The following is a 20,222-nucleotide window of genomic DNA, read 5'->3' as shown; positions in this document are numbered from 1 at the left end:
GGGCCTCTGGTCCAGCGATGTGGCAACCCAGGCCCGCTTCTATCGCCAGGTGGTGGGCCTCGATCTGCGCTCAAGTGAGGTTCGGACCGTGGGGCAGGAGATGGAGGTGGAGGCGGCCAGCGCGTTCCTCGCTTTGGGCGATGAACATCACTGCCTGGCCCTCTTTGCCGATACTCGTGATTCTCGCCCCGGCAAGGCAGATAGTCGCTTTATGCTGCCTCAAAGCCGACTGCATCATATGACCTTCGAGGTGGATACGGAGGCAGAGCTGGCGGCTCTGGCCGCTCGCCTGAATATGCTCGGTGTAGAGCTGGCTTTCGAGCCGCGCGACGGCGAGAGCGAGCGCGGCGATACGCTCTGGTTCCGCGATCCCGATGGCAACCGTATTGAGATCTCGGTGGCCTCCGATGAGGCTTTCACCCAGTACGCCGCCGCTAGCGGGAGACGGCAGGCGCGCCTGCGTCCCCTTGCTCTCCAGCATCTGGCCCTCCAGACGCCACATCTGGAGACAATGGTCGAGTTTTATACCGAGGCCCTGGGCTTCGATATCTCAGACTGGTTGTTGCGCGAGTGGGCCTGGCTGCGCTGCAATACCGATCACCATACCCTGGTACTGATCCAGGGGCGCCCCGATGTTGATCATATCGGCTTCCGTATCGACAGCGGCCTCGATCTGCTGGCCTGGGCCGATTACCTCAGCCGCCAGGAGGCGCCCGTCCTCTGGGGCCCTGGGCGTCACGGCGCTGGCCATGATCTCTTCCTGCGCTTCGCCGATCCGGAAGGCTGTCACATTGAGCTGTCCGCTGAGCTGGAGCAGTACTACGATCAAGATGTGACAACGCCGCCACGGCTCTGGCATGCTCGTCCCCGCGCTCTCAATCTCTGGGGAACGCTGCCGCCCTGGATCAAAGAAGAGGTCTCAGTCTAACCCTTCCTCTGTCAGAGCACTGCTCGCTTGTTGGGTCTGGCCTTCCTCCTCCCTCGCATGCTGAAGCGTAGAGGGAGATGAGATCGAGGATAGAAGAGGAAGAAGAGGAGGAAGAGCGACTTACGGATACGGGCGCCGGGCACGGCGGTGAGAGCGGCAGGGCTGGTAGCTGAAGCGGCCAGGTTGGGGCGGGCATCGCAGAAGAGACAACCCTCTCCCTGGCCGGACGAGGCGATGGATTCTCGCGATCCGTCGCCTCGTCGTGTTTTTTTAGTTAGGGCCTGGCTGGCCGCGTGGGTAGACAAAGGCCCGCGCAATGCGCGTCAGTGCACCTCGTCGACACCGACAATGCGGTTCCTCATGACCCCGATCTCGGCGATCTCAGTCTCCATGATGTCGCCGGGGCGCAGAAACTCAGGCGGCGTTCGCGCAAAACCAACCCCGCTCGGCGTACCCGTGGCGATGATGTCGCCTGGCTCCAGGGTCATACCGTTGGAGAGCACGGCGATGAGGCGAGGGATAGAGAAGATCATCTGGTCAGTGCTGGCCTCTTGCTTGGTGACGCCGTTGACGCGCAGACGCAGGGTCAGGCGGTGGGGATCGGGGATCTCGTCGGCGGTGACGATCCAGGGACCCATCGGACAGTAGCCGTCGATGCTTTTGCCGCGAAAGTACTGCTGGTGCTGGGCCTGCAAGTCGCGAGCCGAGATATCATTGAGCACAGTGTAGCCGAAGACATAGCCTAGGGCCTCGTCTTCGCGGATATGCTTGCCACCCTTCCCGAGGATGACGGCCAGCTCAACCTCCCAGTCGATCTGCGTCGAGACGGCGGGGTCGATAACGACGTCGCCGTAAGGCCCGTTGACCGTGGTGGGGGCCTTGGTGAAAATAACGGGATACTGCGGGAGCTGAGCCTCGCGTCCGCGGGCTGCGGCGGATTCGCGAGCGTGCTCGGCGTAGTTCAGGCCCAGGCAGATGATGTTTTTGCGTGGACGAGGGATCGGGGCCGCGAGCTGGACGGCTGAGAGTGGCTGCACGAGGCCACTTCCCTGCAGGGCGGGAATCGCGCTCAAACGCCCGTTGGCTTGCTGCGCCTGCTCTAGCAGAGCGCGCAGACCCCGCTCCGCCTGCCCATACTGCTCGATGAGGGCCTGCATGTGATCGGGAACATTGAAGCCAAGGGCGCGCGCTCCCAGGGCGGCATCGACGATCTCGTCGTTGAGCACCAGACCCACGCGCACACGCGGGTTATCAGGTGTTGAAAAGCTTGCCAGTTTCAATGCTGGTTCCTCCCTTATGCTGGCTGGTGGAGCCCTCTTGCATAATAGTATGTCCCGCGAAGCGAAAAGGCAAGTTGCTCGACAGCCCATTCCTGCTAACTGCCTGGAGAAAGAGTAGAGCAGGCTTCTGCTGGTTGCTGCCGTCCAGGGAGCAGAGACCGGCTAGCCAGGGAGAAGAGGTAGAAGGAAGATAACCAGACTGAGGAGGTGAAGCCTGGCCTCTACTCGGCGGCGAGGGCGGCGCGCATGACCTCCAGTGGCGCAGGCTGGCCAGTCCAGAGCGTGAAAGCCAGGGCTCCTTGGTGGAGCAGCATCGGCAGACCATTGGAGGCCCGCATACCCAGAGTGCGTGCCTGACAGAGCAGCTTCGTTTCCGTCGGGTTGTAGATCATGTCGAAGACAAAGGTCTCGTTGCCGAAACGCGCCAACACTTCGCCGGGGAGCGGGCTGAGGTCCTCATGCATACCGACTGGAGTGGCGTTGATAATGAGCGAGAGCGGGTGTGGGATCAAGAACTCGGGATCGCTGAGGCTGAAGACCTGGGGAACGCTCAGCTCCTGGCGCCGGGCTGCCAGGAAGTCGCCGACCTCTGCCGCCAGGTGTTGGGCACGCTCCAGGTGGCGATTGACGATGATCAGTCGTTCGACGCCCGTGCTGGCCAGGGCGAAGGCTGCTGCGCGGGCCGCTCCACCCGCCCCTAAGATGATGGCTGTGTAGCCCGTCAGCGAGATGGTTGTGCTCTCGCTCGGCTTGCCAACACCCAGCTCCTGTAAAGCCTGTAACAGGCCAGGAGCATCGGTATTGTAGCCGTGCAAGTACCCATCGCGCGGCACAATCGTATTGACCGCCCCAATGCGCGCCGCCAGCGGATCAACGATATCGAGCAGGGGGAGAACCGCCTGCTTGTGCGGAATTGTCACATTGGCCCCTAGATAGAGCGGATCGAGCAAGCGTGCGACGCGCGAGGCCAGCTCATCGGCAGGTGTTTGCCACAGCTCGTAGACTGCATCGATGCCCAGGGCATCGAGCGCCGCCTGCTGCAGGCGCGGCGAGAGCGAATGCGCCACGGGGTCGCCGATCAGGCCCAGGCGGAAACGACCGTGCCGACTCTGCAACTGCTCAGTCACTGGTGCTTCTGCATCCATAACTACTTGTTCGGCCCTGCTTTACCTTCAGTCGAGAGCTGATAGATCCTACTCTGCCGGGTGTATCTTGTGTATCGCTGTCACAAAGAGTATGAACGTGTTCAGCGTACCACAGGCCGTGGCCTCCGTAAAGGGGGCGAGCAGTGCCTGCGGTGGTGCTGCGCATATGGTACTATAACAGTATCACGTCCAGGTCAATAGAAAGAAACTTTCCTCAAGGGAGATGGAGAGAACCTATGGCAGTTGTGCCCCGCCCGGCCTCAGCGGTGATGCTGCTGAGGAATGGACACGCTGGAACCGGAATGGAGGTCTTTATGGTCCGGCGTGTTGTCCAAAGCGAGTTTATGCCCGATGTTTATGTCTTTCCTGGCGGCTCCATCAAGGCTGATGACCGGGCCGCCGAGGAGAGCGCCCAACTCTGCGCCCCTGTTCCCGCCCGTGAGACAGTGGCTGATCCCGAGGGACGGACCGCTCTGGGGACGGGAGCACGGGCGGCGGCCATTCGCGAGCTATTTGAGGAAGCGGGTGTCTTGCTGGCTTATCGCAATGGCTCGCTGCTGGCCCTGACAGAGGATGAGGCCGGGAAGGCGCGCTTCGCCGACTATCGCCGTGCCTTTCATGAGCGCCGAGGCTCGCTGGTTGAGCTGGCGCGGAGCGAGGGATTGCAGTTAGCCACCGATCAGCTTCACTACTTTGCTCACTGGCTGACGCCGGAAGGCATGCCGCGCCGCTTCGACACCCACTTCTTTCTCGCTCTGGCTCCTAGCGAGCAGCAGGCCGTGTATGATCACCTGGAGACCAGCGATGGCCTCTGGATCAGGCCCGCCGAAGCTCTGGCCCGCTACCAGGAGGGCAGCTTTCCCCTGGTCTTTGCCACCTTGCGCCAGCTTGAGGAGTTAGCGGCCTTTGCCAGCGCCGAGGAGGCCCTGGCCTTCGCTGTCTCGCATTACGTGCCCCTCAAGCAGCCCCGCCTGGTGCAAGAGGGTGAAGGCTATCGCATTTATCTCCCTGGCGATGAACGGGGCTGGGAGGTCCCGCCACACATGACCCAGGGCTGAGCTGCCAGCCAGCCGTGAGGTCTTCTAATTGGCTGGAGCAGAGAGAGAGGAGCGCTATGGCACAGGAGCAGAAGTCACAAGCGGAGGAGCAGCTGTATACGCTGATACTGGCCCCCAATCCCTCGGTAATGACGGGGCCAGGAACCAATACGATCGTGCTCGGTGACGCGACCACGGGAGCGCTCGTAATTGATCCGGCGGTCGATGACCCGGCCTATCTGGAGCAGATTATGGCCGCGGGGGAGGCCCGTGGTGGCATCCGGCGCATTTTGATTACCCACGGCCATCCTGACCACTGTGGCGGTGTGCCGGCCCTGCGGGCCCGCCTGGGTGTACCGGTACTGGCCTTTAGCCGCCAGGGGGTGGCACTAGCCGATGAGGAGTTAGAGGATGGTGCGCGCCTGGCTGCTGGCGACGATACCCTGCGAGCCATCCACACGCCGGGGCATCGCTTTGACCATCTCTGCTTCCTCTTAGAGCGGGCTGGAGTCCTCTTTGCCGGCGACTTGCTGGCCGGGGTCGGTACGGTAGTGATTGCCCCACCGGAAGGCGATATGGGGGCTTATCTGGCCTCGCTGCGGCGTCTGCAGTGCCTGGAGCTGCGTTGCATTGTCCCCGCCCACGGTCCGGTCATCCTTGATCCGGGCAGCAAGCTGGCCGAGTATATCGATCATCGCCTCTTGCGCGAGCAGCAGGTGATCACGGCCCTCGGCCAGTTCCCGCAGGGGGCGACCGTTGGCGAGCTGGTGCCGCATGTCTATGCCGACGTCTCGCCGGCTCTGCACGCCCTGGCCGCCCAGTCGCTAACAGCTCATCTGCTCAAGCTTGAGCAGGAGGGGCGCGTGAGCCGTCGAGGCGACGAGCGCTGGCAGCTCCTGAGCTAAGTGTTGGAAACATCCAGCGCCGGCCTCGCTGATTGGGCCTGCTCTGCCCTGCCATAGATCTGGCGGCGAGCGTGTTATGGAAGCGCTTCCTGCGAAGTTGCGTTAGCGGCGCAGCAGCAGGCCCAGGATGGCCACAGCTGCCAGACCGAGGCAGAACCAGCCGGCAGTGAAGAGGTGGACGCTCGTGAGCAGATAGACACCGGCGGCTAGCGCGGCCAGGCCCACCAAGGTCAGCGAGAACATACCGCCACGTCCCTCGCCGCCATTGGCGCTGCGTCCGTTCCGGGCGCGTCGGCCCCGTCCGTTCGTCGAGGACTCGGCCAGCCGAATCTCGATCTGGCCGCTCTCGAAGCGGGTAATGATGCGCTCCAGGGCGCGAGGTAAGGTCAGCATGGCGCGGCCATTCTCCAGTATCTGGCGCAGCAGCTCCTGCAGATTCTCCCCCAGTCGATCGGTGCTGAGGCCGAGAAACTTGCGCGCGTAGGGCGTGGCCACATCGATCAGGTTAAACGCCGGTGCCAGGCCAGTTGCTACGCCTGCCAGGACACTGATCGCCCGCCCCGTAAAGGCGAACTGGGCAGGAATCTGGAACGGTTGCCCGTACAGCAGCTGCTCGATGTCCTGAGCGACCTCCGACAGATCCAGCTCGCGCGCCTCTCCCAGGGTCAAACCGTAGTACTGGTTGAGCATCAGCTCCAGGCCCTGCTCAATAGCTGACAGATTGGCATTTTCTCCCAGAAAGCCGAGGCGGCCCAGGGCCTGGACCAACGTATGCGAGTCGCGGGCCACAAAGGCCAGGAAGAGGTCGCGCATGGCCTTCTTCGTACTTTTTGTAAGAGTGCCGACCATGCCGAAGTCGACAAAGGCGATTACTGGGTCCTCTGGAGGGGAGCCGCGCTTGACAAAGATATTGCCTGGATGGGGATCAGCGTGAAAGAAGCCTGCTTCGAAGAACTGGAAGAAATAGGCCTCAACCGTGCGCCGTGCGACCTCCAGCCGATTGTAGCCAGCGGCCTCCAGGGTGGCATAATCGTTAATCTTGATGCCGTCGATCCACTCCAAGACCAGGACCCGCTTCGAGCTGTATTCCTCATAGACGCGCGGAATGTAGATTTGGGGCTGCTCACGGAACAGCTCGCGAAAACGGCGGACATTGGCGGCCTCGGTCAGATAGTCGATCTCCTCGTAGACCGTGCGCCGAAACTCGCGGTAGACGGCCATCAGATCGATGAACTCGCTGGTATCGACGAAGCGCGTGATGACCCAAATGACAAAGCGAATCGTGCTCAGGTCGGTATTGACCAGCTCCTCGATATGGGGGCGCTGCACCTTGACCGCCACCGTTTCGCCGCTACTGGCGAGCATGGCGCGGTGCACCTGACCGAGGGAGGCGGCAGCGGTCGCCTTGCGCTCGAGCAGGCTAAAGACCTGCTCGATGGGCTTGCCAAGGTCGGCCTCGATTACCGAGACAACGTGGCTAAAAGGGGCCGGCGGCACCTCGTCTTGCAGGCTGTCGAGTACCTGCAGGGCCTGCTCCGGCAACAGGTCGGCGCGTGCGCTCAGGAACTGGCCCAGCTTGATCATCAGAACGCCGAGCTTGATGGCCGTCTCGCGGAAAGCCGTCAAGACTTTGATCAAGACTTCGATGTTGGGCTGAACCTCGTAGTGACCGCGTTGATGGGCGCGAACCACTCGCCGGCGCTCGCGATAAATCACCCAGATGGTCCACAACAGCAGCCGGGCGACGCGCAAGAAACGCGCCACCTGGGCCAGCCTGTTGATCCTCGTAGATTTGTGACGCATACTACCAGTGAAAACCTCTCTCCAGGTACAATAACACAGATATCTACGCCGTGCCCAGGGAAGCAGTTGAAAAGAAAGGGGCAGGTCAGACCGGCCCATTCGTCCCACCACGTCCTTCTGGCGGGAGGTCTGCTCTGGCTCGCCCTCGCCCAGAGCCAGAGCAGCGGGTGCCAGCGCTCTTCCTCGCTCGTCGCCCATCGCCAGTCGACCGGCTGGTTTGTCAGGTTACAACGAAGCAGCTGGATGGATGGTTGTTGTCCCGGCCTCCCTTTCTCCCTCTGCCGTACCTGGCTTCACGACTCAGGTCGCTTCCCTGACGCTGGCCAGCAGGCACGGGATAGTACTATCTCGGCCAAGAATAAGCAGGAAAAAAGATATTCTCTAGTGAGAGAGGAGAAAAACCGAAGAGGAGGAGGTTCTTTGTGAGAAGGTGTTGTAGCGCCGCTTTGGCAACAGATGACTGTGAAGAGTGGCGCGTGTTGGAGACAACGTGCAGTGTTCAGCAGGCACTGGCGGGGCCGCCTCCCCGGGCGCGAGGCTTCGAGCTACCTGGCGACCGTGTCCACTATGCTCCCGACCGTCCCGCCGATATCACTCATGTCAAACTAGAGATCGGCCTTGACTTTGAGCGAGAGACGGTCAGCGGCACTGCCTGGACCTCTTTTACCGCCCTCTATGACGAAGTGCGCAGCATCGCTTTCGACGCCGTTGATCTCCATATCGAGCGTGTCATGCTCGACGATGGTACCGAGCTGTCTTACAGCATTGAGCCGGAGCACCTCCGCGTCACCCTCGACCGGGCGTATCACTACGGCGAGTCGTTCACCGTTGGCGTGCGCTACTGGGCGCAGCCGCGCATCGGTCTGAATTTCAACAAGCCCACACCTGACGACCCAACGCGGCCTGTCCAGGCCTGGACTTTCAGTCAGACCTGGTATCATCGCCACTGGTTTCCCTGTCACTGGGTGCCAAACGACCGTGCCACCAGCGAGATCATTGTGACCGTGCCAGCCCAGTTTGTGACCCTTTCCAATGGCGAGCTGCTCAGCGTGCGAGATAATGGCGATGGCAGCAAAACCCATCACTGGCGCCATGACGTTCCCCATCCCGCTTATCTGATCTCGCTCGTCGTTGGCGATTTCGCCGTCGTCGAAGATCGCTACGGCGAGCTGCCCGTCACCTACTATGTGCGGCCCGACCGTCGCGAAGACGCGCGGCTACTGATGGGCAAGACGCCGGCCATGCTCGACTTCTTCAGTCGCTACCTCAACTATCCCTACCCTTATCGCAAATATGCCCAGAGCGTGATCGAGGTCTACCGGGGAGCAATGGAGCATACGACGGCCACCACCCATAGCTTCATGCTGCTCTTCGATCAGAAAGCGGCTCTGGATGTCGGCGAAGACGGCCCCGTGACCACCGTTGCTCATGAGCTGGCCCACCAGTGGTTCGGCGACCTGCTCACCTGCCGCGACTGGTCCGAAGGTTGGCTCAACGAGGGCTTTGCCACCTACTTAGAACACCTCTGGGTCGAACATGATCGTGGCAGCGATGTGTTCAAGCTGATGATGCGGGAAGCGGCCCACCTCTATTTTGAGGAAGACAAGCACTACCGACGGCCCGTTGTCTATCGCGGCTACTACCGCGATGGCTTCGAGCTGTTTGACCATCACCTCTACTTCAAAGGGGCCTGGGTGCTGCATATGCTCCGTCACCAGCTTGGCGAGGCGGCCTTCCGACGCGGGCTGCATGCCTATGTGGAGCGCCACCGCGGGCGCGAGGTCATCACAGCCGACCTGGAGCGCACCCTCGAAGAAGTCACCGGGCGCAGCCTGGCGCAGTTTTTCCAGCAATGGCTCTACCAGGCTGGCTATCCCGCCTTCTCCGTCAGCTATGCCTGGGATGGCGAGCGTCATCTGGCCAAAGTGACGATCAAGCAGACGCAGACCATCGATGACCTCACCCCCTGTTTTGTGACACCGGTTGACCTGGCTTTCAGCGTGGCCGTGGCTGATGGCAGCGACGAGATCCGAACTGTCAAGCTGCAGGTGGTCGTTGGTGAAAACGGTGAGACCACGCAGACCTTCTTTGTGCCACTGGAACGCGAGCCAGTGATGGTGCGCTTTGATCCCGACGGCTGGCTGCTGAAAACGCTTGAATTCGAGCGCCCAGCTCACATGCTGCGCTACCAACTGGCCCACGATCCCGATGTGTTGGGACGCATCGAGGCAGCGGAGGCCCTGGCAAAGCAGGGAGATGAAGCAAGCCGCCGTGCTCTGGAGGAGGCGCTTTTCTCTGATCCCTTCTGGGGCGTGCGCTGCGCCGCCGCCCAGGCCCTGGGCGAGTTAGGGACAGAGGCGGCCCAGAACGCGCTGCTGCGAGCCTTGCGCGAACTAGAGGCGCGGCAGTGGTCGCGTGTGCGGGCTACTGTCGCCCGGGCCTTGGGTCGCTATCAGGAGCCGCAGCAGCGTGCGCTGGCCCAGCGAGCGGCGGAGGCCCTGCGACCGCTGGTCAGCGAAGGCGACGTCAGCTATTTTGTTGAGCGAGCGGCGGCGGAAGCCCTCGGCAGAACGCGCGTCGCCGGGGTCCTCGATGTATTGCAGCAGGCCAGCACGCGCCCGTCGTGGCAAGCCTATGTGCAGGAAGGTATCTTTAAAGGGCTGGCCTGCTGCGGAGACGAGCGAGCCATCCCTCTGCTCTTAGATTATCTGGATGCCAGCCGCCAGCCACCGCTATGGCGACTGGCCGCGACACGTGGTCTGCTGGTGCTGGCCCGTGAGCGCCATCTCTATCGCGAGGCAGCCTGGCAGCAGGCAGTAACCCGACTCTGCGAGGCGGTCGAGCATGATCCCTGGGAGGCCGTGCGCCAGGGGGCGGCGCTCGCCCTCCTGCTCTTCGGCGAACGCCGCGCCGTGCCAGCCCTGGAACGTGCCGCCGCGCGAGAGCTGGAGACGCGGGTCCTGCGCAGCCTGCGAGCGGCGCTCTATGTGCTGCGCAGCCCAGGGCAGGCCGATGAGCAGCTCGCTCAGCTGCGCCAGGATCTGGAGACCCTGCGCGAGGAGAACCGCCGCCTCAAGGAGCAGCTGGCTTCTGTGGAGACACGCCTCGCTCAGGAGAGAACAAGCTAAGACGCAGCACGTGATCCACCCTTGTAGCAGTGACACAGGCGAGCCGCCCAGGGTCCAAGACAAGGGAAGGCCCGGCGGCTCTGTCGCTGCTGGCTTCCTATCCAAAAATGCTATCTTTTCCTTGTTATATGTACAAGGTTCGATATAATAAGCGGCACGTGCAACGTCTGAGGGGGTTCAAGCGTCCTGTATAGTAGAGGGGGAGAACTGCCGATTGCTGCAGGAGTCCATAATTGCTAAAAGTTGCTGGCGAGTTCAAAAGATCACTTCTGCAACTCGCCTCTGGTGAGCATGCACCATAGGTGTTTTCCTCTGATCTTTTCCAAAAGCAAAGGAAAGGACGGCCTTCGAGGCTCATCTTATCTCGGATCTTTATAAAGACTGTCGTCGATCCTGCAAAGGTCTAGTGGATCTACAAAGTATGGAGGTAAAACCTTGCCTGGGGTACGCGCCGCATCTTCTCCACCACGGCCCCGTCGTAACGATCTCATGACCTGGGCCGAGGCCGATCTCTCCTCTCTTGGAGAGCGGGAAAAGCAACGTTACGCGCAACGCAGAAATGCCGTCATCGACTATTATACTACTGATAAATCTATTGAAGAGATCACACTGCACTATCGTCTCTCCTGGCAAACCTTAGAGCGGCTACTTGAAAAGTGTCTCAAGCGTCACCCTGACGGGCGTCTCTGGGGCTTCCGCGCGCTTGTCCCTGGCAGTATAGTTGAAGAGAGCGTGGAGCTTCCCCTGACAACCATGCCGGGGCCGGAGCGTAGCGGCCAAGAAGCGACATCGGAAGAGCGACGTGGCGAGGAAGAGCACACCAACGGCACGGGTCGAGTGCAAGAGAAGGCGGCTGAGGGGGGGGCAACGGGCGTGGGCGAGCTGGCGGAAGACGAAGAGCCGACAGTCAGATTAGCAGCCGTTCGGGGAGCACTCTCTCGTCAGCCGCCTGGCCCTCTTGAGGTAGCGGCCTCTGACAAAGACAAACCACATGCTCACGAACACAACGGCCACCAGCAGCATCTCCCCTCTTTGCGGGAGGAGGAGCCATCGGCCTCTACGGAGAGCGACGACTATCCTCACGCTGCTGAGCGAACCGATGGCGAGCAAGCTACCTCAGAAAGGGAAGAAGAAGAAGAGCCAGCGGGTACTCAAGAGAGCGGAGCAGAAAGGCAGGAACAGGGAGAGGAAGAAGAAAGCCCAACCATTCCCCTGGCAGGTCCAGAAGAAGAAGAGAGCGCGACTGTGCCTCTAGAAAGCGACCAGGTTGAGGAAGGAGCACCATCTGAAGAAGAGCCAGCCTCACCCCAGAGCGGTGCCAGAGAGCGGAGCCTGGCCGAAGTACCGACGGAGAGTCTGGTCACAGAGGCGGCTCAAAAAGCGGCATCAGAGGAGGAGCAAGCTCGGCAGCCGGGAGCCGAAAGAGGAGTCAGCGAAGAAAAACTCTCCCCAGAGAGCGAAGAGCTACCCACTACACTTCTCGATGAGCGTATGCTGCCAGCTCCGCTGCATGAAGAAGCGGAAATTGCCCTCCTCCCGGGCCGTGAGCGCGAGCTGGTCGATCTGGCCACTCTTCCGACCACGGTTCTACCGCTGGCCACGGGCCCGGCCCAGGCGAAGAGACGGCTGCGGTCTGGGGAGTTGGACCGCCATCTCACTCAGCAGCTGCGTCGCATTCGCGGGCGTCGCCGGGAGCGCAGCCAGGTGCGGAGCAAGCGTCATCGTTTACGGACCTATGTCACCCTGGCCATTCTGGGGGCTCTCATCATTGGTCTGCTCCCTCCAGTTGGCGCGGCTTTGGCCGCTTACAGCGCTTACAGCAACGTCAAGGGCCTGGCTGAGGATGGCGTCAAGCATCTCATGAATGTCAAGGACCTCCTCACGCTAGACAAAAGCAATCCGCTGGCGGCCTTAGAGGCCGACAAGCTTGAGCGTGCCCGACAAGAATTTCGCCAGGCGGGCAGTGATTTTCTTCAGCTCCAGCAGCTTGTCGAGCGTGACGATGTTCGTGAAGCGATTCAGCGCTTTGCCCCCGAGTACGCTTCCAGCCTGGACATGGCGCGGCACCTCGTGCAGGTTGCCCTTGATGTCTCGCGCATGGGAGACGAGATGAGCGGCGTTGGACTGCTCGCCGCCAGCATCATCCACGGCTCGCCGCTCACCACCAGCAGCAAGGCCAAACCTCTGCTCACCGCCCAGGACGTTGCCACCGTCCAGGGGTCGCTAGTGCATGCGCTCTACTATATCGACGACATTGAGGAGCAAATGCACTCTGTTGATCTCAAGCAGCTTCCCATGCTCAACGCCCACCAGCGCGAGCAGATTGCCAGCATTGTCAAACTGCTTCCCGAGGCCCAGAGACAGATCAACCAGGTGCAGCAGCTTATTCCCCTGGCCTCATGGCTCCTGGGGGTCGACGGCCATCGCCGCTACTTGCTCCAGACGATGGACAACGCCGAGCTGCGCCCTGGAGGCGGCTTTACCGGTCAGTACGGCGTCGTAGATGTGCAGAACGGCGTTGTTGGGGCCCTGGCCCTACGCGACGTTGCCAAACTGGACTATGCCGGCAATGGCTTCCAGATGGGAAGACAGGCTCCTGCGGGCTATAGCTGGATGCACATGGGCAACTTCGGCCTGCGCGACTCCAATGTCTCCGGCGACTATCCCACCACAGCGCGCATCAACATCCAGGTCTTCCAGGATGAAGGAGGTGGTCCTGTCGACGGCGACATTGCCTTCACCCCCGCCTTCATCGCCCACATTCTTGATGTCACCGGGCCGATCGTCGTCAAGGACTACGGCGAGACCATTACCTCGCAAAACCTGGCCGACCGCCTGCACTACTATCAGCAGGACCCTGCCGGCATCGCCCGTCAAGAGCAGGTCACCGGCCAGGGCTTGCACGACGCCCGCAAAGCCTTCACCTCGCTGGTCGCCAAGCTCCTGCTAGACAAGGTGCGCCATCTACCGGTCAGCAAGCTGCTTGACATCGTCAAGGGGGCGGTCAAGGATATCCAGGCGCGTGACCTGGAGCTGTACTTTACCAACCCCGCCGTTGAAGCCTGGCTGGTTCAGCAGGGCTACTCTGGTGGGATCAACAGCTTCAAGAGCGTCGACGGGTTCCATGTAGTTCAGGCCAACATCAGTGTCAACAAAGCCAGCCAATATGTCCACAGTACTTTCCAGGACAACATTGTGCTCGATGCTCAGGGAGGTGCCACGCACAACCTGACCATCATCCTGGAGTACGATCAGCGTGGCCCTGTCTACGGCTTCGACGCCTATACCGACTACATCCGCGTCTATGCCCCGCCGGGTGCCCAGCTTATCGACGGAGGCGGCTTCGACTCTGGTCAGCCTGTCTGCAGCTCCAGCACTGGCGTTTCTAAACCTACCACTGGCACCACTTCCACCTCCTCAAAGCCGCCAGCCACAGGCAGCAAATGCGACAGCTACAACTACATTCCACCCGACGGCTCGCGCTATTGTCCGAGCGGCAACTACGCCCTGGGGCCGCGTTACCAGAATCCTCCTGTTGACAGCGTGGGACCGCCGACGGCCCTGCAGAGCGACCTGCCCGGGCGATCCATGTGGGGAGGACTGACGGTCACCCCGAAAAACTGCATCTCCTACATTCGCCTCTCGTGGTACGTGCCGCATGCCCACATCAACCCGAAAAATCCGGCCAGCATCTACAGTGTCCTGGTTGGGAAGCAGGGTGGCATGGTGCCGACCGTCGACATTACGATCGATGCCACAGCCTTGCATCTGAAGGGCGTCAGCACCTTCCACTATCACAGCGATATCCATAAGGATCAGGTGATCACGCTGAAGGGGCCGCAGCCGGCCACCAAAGCGACCCCTAAAGCCACGCCGGGCGCTGGTGCCAAGGCCAGCCCCACAGTGACCGCAGCGCCCTCCGCGGCGGCCAGTCTGCCGCAGGCTCTGGCCATCACGGCCTCTGTTACCGTCACCAACTGGCGGCGTCACTAGCTCATCGCTCCAGGCAAAGCCCGGCTGACGAATGGCCTGCCAGATGAGCTTACAGAAACCGGCCCTCCCTTTCTTTATCAGAGAAAGGGAGGGCCGGCAGCAGCTCTGGCCCAGGTCTGGCCTCGATCCTGGCTATGTGCGGGCTGATGGCTTAGCGCAGAGACGTGGCCTCACTTCGTAAAAATGCTCGTTGGCAAGAATGCCCCGACCACCCAGTGAGGCGCATCCACCACCTCGCAGATCTTCAGATCCACCGCCACGCTACAGAGCATGTACGCATCGCTGCGCGACAGACCATAGGTGCGCTGCAAGTGATCGATCATGTGGCGGATCGCATTGCGCGTGGCCTCCATCAGATCGGGGCCGATCCCATCGGTCACATAATACGGGGCCGTATTAGTGCGCTGGATCAGGGGGCCGCCCGTCAAATACTGCGGCTCCGGCACCGGGCGATCCTTATGCACCGTCAGGCGCACCACCGCGTGCATCGGCGTCTCGATCGCCGTCCCGCAGACCTCGCCATCGCCTTGAGCGGCGTGGCCATCGCCCATCGAGAAGAGCGCTCCAGGCACCTCCACCGGCAAGTAGAGGCGCGTTCCCTTCGTCAGATGGCGCGTATCCATATTGCCGCCGTGGCGATAGGGGGGAATCGTCGGCAGCGCCCCCGGCTGGCCCGGCGCCAGACCGATCTCGCCACAGAAGGGAGCCAGAGGGATGCGAATACCGGGCGCGAACTCAGCCCAGCCATCGGCGCCGCCCTCCAAATGCCAGATCTTAAGGGCTGGCTCGGGAAACTCGTCAGCCAGCAGGCCGAAGCCAGGAATCACCCCCGTCCAGCCCCACTCGGCTGGCTGCAAATCCAGAAACTCCACCTCCAGCGTGTCCCCCGGCTCAGCCCCTTCCACATAGATCGGGCCGTGCACCTGATCCACACGCGAGAAGTCGAGCGAGCCAATAGCCTCAACCGTGCTATTGGCCTGGATCTGGCCGCAAGAAGCTTCCAGCATATCGAATTCCACCACCTCGCCCGAGCTGATGCGAGCAATAGGCGGGATGCTGTGATCCCAGGCCAGATGCCACTGATCGCGCCGAATATGGATCGAGCGCCCTGCCTTTGGAATGTCTGTCGTCATGGCCGGTAGCAAGCTCCTTTCTTTGGCTGTAGTCGTGCATTCAATTTCATTCAATTCGGTTCGCTTCTGCCAGGTCTCCCCTGAAGCGGAACCATACTCTGCAAGAGGCGCCTGAGCTGGCCTGGCAGCAGTCGAACTGGCGCCGTGCTGCTTCCTGCTTCCCTACTTGGGCAGCCTGAGCGCGGACTCCTCTGCAGCCGTCTCGAGGCGCAGGCCCTCGCTCTCCTCCAGATGCAAGCCGATGCGCTGGGCCAGGCCAGCTCAGGCGACGATGCAGAGCAGTCCGAGCAGGAGCCAGGCCAGCGCCACGTACGGAAAGACATTGTACGGCGGAGCCGGGACCGGGTAAATATTGCTGTAGAGCGTGTAGCCTAAGAAGACGATGGCCGGCAGCAGGATCACCCACTGCCAGCTCCACAAGCGCCAGCGCGGAGAGAAGAACCAGATGGCCCCAACGTTCGTCAGCCCATAGGCCACCAGGACCAGAAAGACCCCGATCGTGCCTAGATAGCCGAAGAGCGTCGCCCCCGTCATGCCTGGGGCCTGGCTCCAGATGCTCACCACCGCAAAATCAAAAAGCATCATGACCGCCACCGCCAGCACTGGGACAGCCTCCTGTGACAGGAAAGCTGCCCGCTTGAAAGGATAATCTATTTCGCCTCAGAAGGCAACCTTCAGGCGGGCAGCAATGAGGGCAGAGGAGAGGGCAGACGGACCGGAGCGAGAGAGAAGGCAGAAGCCTGGCCTCTCAAGGCAGGTGAGGGGAAGGCGAAAGGCGCCAGCGCAGCCATTCATCCTGGCCTGAACCAGAGGACTGCTCAATCAACGCCGGGCCGCCTCTTGATCAAATCGGCAGGGTCTGGCGAGTAGGCAGCGGGCAGGCAGCGTTGGGCTGCCCATGCTCAGCGGTGAGGGGCTCGCCTGGTCTCGCGCCGGGCCGGGGCCGGCGCAGACGAGGCGCTAGCGGCGCTGTGCAGCAATGAACGAGGCGTACCAGCGACCGCTATCCTTAATAATGCGGCGCTGAGTAGAATAGTCGACATAGACCAGGCCGAAGCGCTTGCTATAACCAAAGGCCCACTCGAAGTTATCTAACAAAGACCAGACCATATAGCCCTTGAGAGGCACCTGCTGAGAGAGCACGCGACTCAGCGCCTCGATATGCAACTGAAGATAATGGAGGCGCTGCCAATCATGCACACTTGCCCCGCCGTGCCAGTGATCCTCGAAAGCCGCCCCATTTTCCGTCACCACCAGGGCCTTGGGGGCATACTCGCGGTGGAGGCGTGTCAGAATCGCTTCCAGCCCTTCCGGAAAGATCTCCCAGCCCATATCGGTATATGACGCCTCGGGAATGCGCTCGATCACCTCATAGCCAGGTTGCCCCGCCGTAGCGGTTGCAGGCTCGGGCGAAGCTCCGCGCACCAGCATACGGCTGTAGTAATTGACCCCCAGGAAATCCAGCGGGGTAGCGATTACCGCCAGATCGTTGGCCTGAAGTGCGGGCGGCGTCACGTCCAGTGCACGGAAGAGAGCCTCAGGATACTCGGCCCGGAAGAGAGGATCGAGGAACCAGCGATTGCGGAAGGCATCCGCCTCCTGCACGGCAGCCAGCGTCTCAGGCCGCTCATCGGCTGCATAGACCGGGTAGAAATCGAGAGCGATTCCGACCTGAGCCTCGCGCGGAAGCAGTGAGCGCAGGCACTGCGTCGCCAGGCCATGAGAGAGCAGAATATGATGGCCGGCATGAATAGCGAGCTGCTTATCATGCATGCCGGGGGCATGGATACCCAGAGCGTAGCCTAAATAGGAGCTGCACCACGGCTCATTGTGCGTGATCCACCAGCGAACGCGATCGCCCAGGCGGCGAGCTACCACCCCAGCGTAATCGGCGAAAGCCTGAGCGGTATCGCGAACAAGCCAACCGCCGCGGTCCTCAAGAGCGGCGGGCAAATCCCAATGATAGAGCGTAACCAGCGGCTCGATACCTCGAGAGAGCAAGGTATCCACCAGACGCTCGTAGAAAGCAAGGCCCCGCTCGTTCACAGGGCCGGTTCCCTGGGGCAGGACCCGCGGCCAGGAGATCGAAAAGCGGTAAGCGCGCAGATTCAGGAGAGCCATGAGGGCCACATCTTCCTCCATGCGGTGATAGTGGTCGGCGGCCACCTCGCCCGTCTGGCCCTGCAAGATCGCCCCGGGGCGGGTCACAAAGCGATCCCAGATAGAAGGAGCGCGACCATCCTCGCGCACCGCGCCCTCGATCTGATAAGCCGACGTGGCGGCTCCCCAGAGAAAACCGGGCGGGAAGCCGCCAGCCAGGTCGCTGTCCCCTGCCAGAGAGGCGGGGAAACTACGATGGTCCTGTGGACGACCAGTAATGCTCATTGATCCTCCTTAATAGAGGCGGCAGCCGGAGGTAGCCAAGCATACTACCTCTCGCCCTACCTGCCACCAGAATCTATATGCTTCCATCCCTGGATGAGTAGGTGCATCCCTGCATACCTGTAGGACAGTGCACAGAAGAAACGAGCAAAAGATGGTAAGTCACAGTGAATAGAACAGCTCCAGGTACTGGATCAGGCAAGCACAGCTCTGGCCTTAAGCAGTTTGCGCAGCTTACGCGGTATAGCCTGACGCAGGCTGGGATTGGCCAGCTCATCGATGCCGAAGTTGACCAGAGTGAGCGCTCCACAGACCAGGGCCACACAGACGCCGGCGGGCACAAACAACCACCACTGGCCCGTAATCAAGGCGCCATTCAACTGAGCCCAGAAGAGGATCGACCCCCAGCTCGCGCGTGAGACATCGCCCAGGCCGAGGAACTCCAGAGCCACCTCCGCGCCGAGAGCGTAGACGAAGGTGCCGACGTACGTTGAAGCGACCAGCGCAATCTCATTGGGGAGAATCTCCAGGAAGATCATGCGCCAGGTCACCTCACCCATCGAACGGGCCGCCGTCACAAACTCGCGCTCTTTCAGCGAGAGCGTCTGCGAGCGTAGCACGCGGGCCCCATAAGCCCAGGACGTGAAGAGCAGCACCATCGCAATCACAAACTCGTTCTTGCCGGCACCGCTGGCGCTGGCAAGCGAGGCCAGAACAATGGCCAGTGGCAGGCCAGGCAGCACCAGGAAGATATTGATCAGCAGCGAGAGCACCTCATCGATCAGGCCCCCGAAGTAGGCGGAACTGAGGCCAAAAATCACCTGCAGGGCAGTGGAGCCGGTAGCGGCCACAAAGCCAATCAGCAGCGAGACGCGGGCCCCATAGGCAATCTGCGAAAACATATCCTGCCCCAGGCTTGTAGTCCCCAGAATGTGCTCCTGACTGGGCGGCTGCGCGCCGTGAGCCACCTGACTCTTCGGCCCGTCCGGTGGATAAGGCGTTAGCAGAGGAGCCGCCAGGGCCATCAGCACAAAGAGCAGCAAGATCGCCAGGCCCGCCGCAATCTTGGGGTTGCGAGAAAGCAGGCGCAGAGCATTCAGCAATGGCCCGCGATGACGTTGCTCAGCCTGCTCGACCAAGGCCACCGTATCGACTGGGGTCTCTCCCAGATTGGTCACTTGCATCGCTATGCCCTCCCGTGTCGAATGCGCGGATCAAGCGTGCTATAAACCAGCTCAGCCAGGAAATTCGCCGCCAGCACCGTCAGCGCCAGGACCAGGAAACCGCCTTCAATCAGAGCGTAATCGCTTTCCGAGGCACCGCGGAACAGGTGGTAGCCAATGCCCGGATAATTGAAGACGATTTCCGTCAGCAGGGAGCCGCTGACCACCAGGCCCAGCGAAATGGAGAAGCTTGTGATGCTGGGTAAGACCGCGTTGCGGGCCGCGTAGGCAAAGACCACGCGCGGGGTCGAGAGTCCCTTGGCCTGGGCCATCAACAGGTAATCCTCCGAGAGCGTGGTCACCATCGCATTACGCATCATCAGCACCCACTGGGCCAGCGACCCGATAATCAGGGTGATCACTGGCAAGGCCGCATGTTGCACCAGACTGCCAATGAAATCAAGGCTCCACTCCGGCCCATTGGGGAAATTGCTCAGATCATAGGCATCGCTGGTAGGGAACCAGCCCAGCATCATGCCAAAAACATAAAGGAGAGCCAGCGCCATCCAGAAGTAAGGGACAGCGGAGAGGAAAGTCAGAGTGGGCGGCAGCGTCGTATCGTACCAGGAGTCACGGCGCCAGGCGAAAAGCACCCCGAGCAGTGTACCGATAATAAAGCTGAGCACCAGCGCTGTTCCCACCAGGCCGATTGTCCAGGGCAGGCTTTGAGAGAGGATCTGAGCAACAGGCGTGGGGTATTCCGAGGTCGAGGTGCCCAGCTGACCATGCAAGAGCGCATTCAGGTAATCCAGGTACTGATGCCAGAGCGGCACCGAGGGGTCGCCGCCAAACTCTTTACGCAGGGCTGCAATCGTTGCCTGACTCATCCCCTGGTTCCGCAGCTTCGCGATATAGTTCTGCAGAGGATCGCCAGGCATCAGACGCGGAATAATAAAGTTAAACGTGATAGCAGCCCAAAGAGCGATCAGATAGAAGCCTGCGCGCCTCAACAGGTAGCGCATACATCACTCCTTTGACCGAAAGTCAGGATAGGATAGGATAGAAAAGAAACGAGGCCTCCCTCCCGAGCGAAGAACGAGTAGGCTGACCAGCTGAGCAGGAAAGGAGTATACCCGGCCAGTGGCCAGAGAGCGCAGAGAGTATCGTCCTTCCACCCCCACGTAGAGGGGGTGGAAGGACGTCCTGGAAGAACGCACTACGAAAGGACAGGCCAGAAGCAACGCTACGATCAGGAGGCTGGCTTCAGATGCAGGATGACGTTTGCTGCATCGGGCAACTGGTACGGCGGGCCAACATCGTACGGG

The 20,222-nt window shown here is 61.3% G+C and carries 13 protein-coding genes; 5 read left to right on the top strand and 8 right to left on the bottom strand.

The genetic code is table 11. The annotated features are described in order from the left end of the window. Nucleotides 1-928, top strand: a 928-nt coding sequence (locus BGC09_RS20055) for a VOC family protein (RefSeq protein WP_141727878.1), incomplete at its 5' end; no start/stop codon positions are given. A gap of 323 nt (nt 929-1,251) precedes the next feature. Here BGC09_RS20055 and BGC09_RS20050 read toward each other — a convergent pair. Together BGC09_RS20050 and aroE are read right to left on the bottom strand one after the other, a co-directional pair. After that, nucleotides 1,252-2,208 carry a fumarylacetoacetate hydrolase family protein gene (locus tag BGC09_RS20050; protein ID WP_069805990.1) on the bottom strand — a complete coding sequence of 319 codons (957 nt, stop codon included), beginning with the start codon at nt 2,206-2,208 and terminating at the stop codon, nt 1,252-1,254. A 221-nt stretch (nt 2,209-2,429) separates the two neighbouring features. Further along, nucleotides 2,430-3,353, bottom strand: a complete 924-nt coding sequence (gene aroE, locus BGC09_RS20045; protein WP_084659160.1) for a shikimate dehydrogenase — start codon at nt 3,351-3,353, stop codon at nt 2,430-2,432. Between the two features lie 236 nt (nt 3,354-3,589). Between aroE and BGC09_RS20040 the strand changes: the two genes are divergently transcribed. Next, the gene (locus tag BGC09_RS20040; protein ID WP_069805989.1) at nt 3,590-4,411 is read left to right on the top strand and encodes an NUDIX hydrolase; all 822 of its coding nucleotides are present in this window, start codon (nt 3,590-3,592) and stop codon (nt 4,409-4,411) included. A gap of 56 nt (nt 4,412-4,467) precedes the next feature. Beyond that, the gene (locus BGC09_RS20035) at nt 4,468-5,295 is read left to right on the top strand and encodes an MBL fold metallo-hydrolase (RefSeq protein WP_069805988.1); all 828 of its coding nucleotides are present in this window, start codon (nt 4,468-4,470) and stop codon (nt 5,293-5,295) included. Between the two features lie 102 nt (nt 5,296-5,397). Here the strand turns inward: BGC09_RS20035 and BGC09_RS20030 are convergent, their stop codons facing one another. After that, nucleotides 5,398-7,098: an ABC1 kinase family protein gene (locus tag BGC09_RS20030; protein ID WP_069805987.1), complete on the bottom strand. Its 1,701-nt coding sequence runs from the start codon at nt 7,096-7,098 to the stop codon at nt 5,398-5,400. Nucleotides 7,099-7,544: 446 nt separating this feature from the next. On the opposite strand from BGC09_RS20030, the gene BGC09_RS20025 reads away from it, so the two are divergent. Both BGC09_RS20025 and BGC09_RS20020 read left to right on the top strand, forming a co-directional pair. Further along, nucleotides 7,545-10,226 carry a M1 family aminopeptidase gene (locus BGC09_RS20025; protein WP_141727877.1) on the top strand — a complete coding sequence of 894 codons (2,682 nt, stop codon included), beginning with the start codon at nt 7,545-7,547 and terminating at the stop codon, nt 10,224-10,226. A 435-nt stretch (nt 10,227-10,661) separates the two neighbouring features. Then, on the top strand, nt 10,662-14,219 hold the full coding sequence (locus BGC09_RS20020) for a DUF4012 domain-containing protein (RefSeq protein WP_141727876.1): 3,558 nt from the start codon (nt 10,662-10,664) through the stop codon (nt 14,217-14,219). 170 nt (nt 14,220-14,389) lie between these two features. On the opposite strand, the gene BGC09_RS20015 is transcribed toward BGC09_RS20020, so the two are convergent. From BGC09_RS20015 to BGC09_RS19995, 5 genes are all read right to left on the bottom strand, one after another. Further along, nucleotides 14,390-15,352 (bottom strand): acetamidase/formamidase family protein, encoded by a 963-nt coding sequence (locus BGC09_RS20015; protein WP_069805984.1) that lies wholly within the window; start codon nt 15,350-15,352, stop codon nt 14,390-14,392. A 261-nt stretch (nt 15,353-15,613) separates the two neighbouring features. Further along, nucleotides 15,614-15,955 (bottom strand): hypothetical protein, encoded by a 342-nt coding sequence (locus tag BGC09_RS20010; protein WP_069805983.1) that lies wholly within the window; start codon nt 15,953-15,955, stop codon nt 15,614-15,616. Nucleotides 15,956-16,312: 357 nt separating this feature from the next. Continuing rightward, nucleotides 16,313-17,737 (bottom strand): GH1 family beta-glucosidase, encoded by a 1,425-nt coding sequence (locus tag BGC09_RS20005; RefSeq protein WP_084659157.1) that lies wholly within the window; start codon nt 17,735-17,737, stop codon nt 16,313-16,315. A gap of 191 nt (nt 17,738-17,928) precedes the next feature. After that, entirely contained in the window at nt 17,929-18,918 is a 990-nt protein-coding gene (locus BGC09_RS20000; RefSeq protein ID WP_069805982.1) for an ABC transporter permease, read from the bottom strand. A gap of 2 nt (nt 18,919-18,920) precedes the next feature. Further along, complete coding sequence (locus tag BGC09_RS19995) at nt 18,921-19,919, bottom strand: ABC transporter permease (RefSeq protein WP_069805981.1); 999 nt, start codon at nt 19,917-19,919, stop codon at nt 18,921-18,923. Nucleotides 19,920-20,222: the final 303 nt, after the last annotated feature.

Origin of the sequence: Thermogemmatispora onikobensis (assembly GCF_001748285.1) — a bacterium.
GTDB lineage: Bacteria > Chloroflexota > Ktedonobacteria > Ktedonobacterales > Ktedonobacteraceae > Thermogemmatispora > Thermogemmatispora onikobensis.
This window is presented reverse-complemented; position numbering and strand designations above follow the sequence as displayed.

Coding starts and splice junctions, on each gene's coding strand:
- aroE (WP_084659160.1), bottom strand. CDS start 3,353: ATGGATGCAGAAGCACCAGTGACTGAGCAGTTGCAGAGTCGGCACGGT.
- BGC09_RS20040 (WP_069805989.1), top strand. CDS start 3,590: ATGGCAGTTGTGCCCCGCCCGGCCTCAGCGGTGATGCTGCTGAGGAAT.
- BGC09_RS20035 (WP_069805988.1), top strand. CDS start 4,468: ATGGCACAGGAGCAGAAGTCACAAGCGGAGGAGCAGCTGTATACGCTG.
- BGC09_RS20030 (WP_069805987.1), bottom strand. CDS start 7,098: ATGCGTCACAAATCTACGAGGATCAACAGGCTGGCCCAGGTGGCGCGT.
- BGC09_RS20015 (WP_069805984.1), bottom strand. CDS start 15,352: ATGACGACAGACATTCCAAAGGCAGGGCGCTCGATCCATATTCGGCGC.
- BGC09_RS20005 (WP_084659157.1), bottom strand. CDS start 17,737: ATGAGCATTACTGGTCGTCCACAGGACCATCGTAGTTTCCCCGCCTCT.
- BGC09_RS20000 (WP_069805982.1), bottom strand. CDS start 18,918: ATGCAAGTGACCAATCTGGGAGAGACCCCAGTCGATACGGTGGCCTTG.
- BGC09_RS19995 (WP_069805981.1), bottom strand. CDS start 19,919: ATGCGCTACCTGTTGAGGCGCGCAGGCTTCTATCTGATCGCTCTTTGG.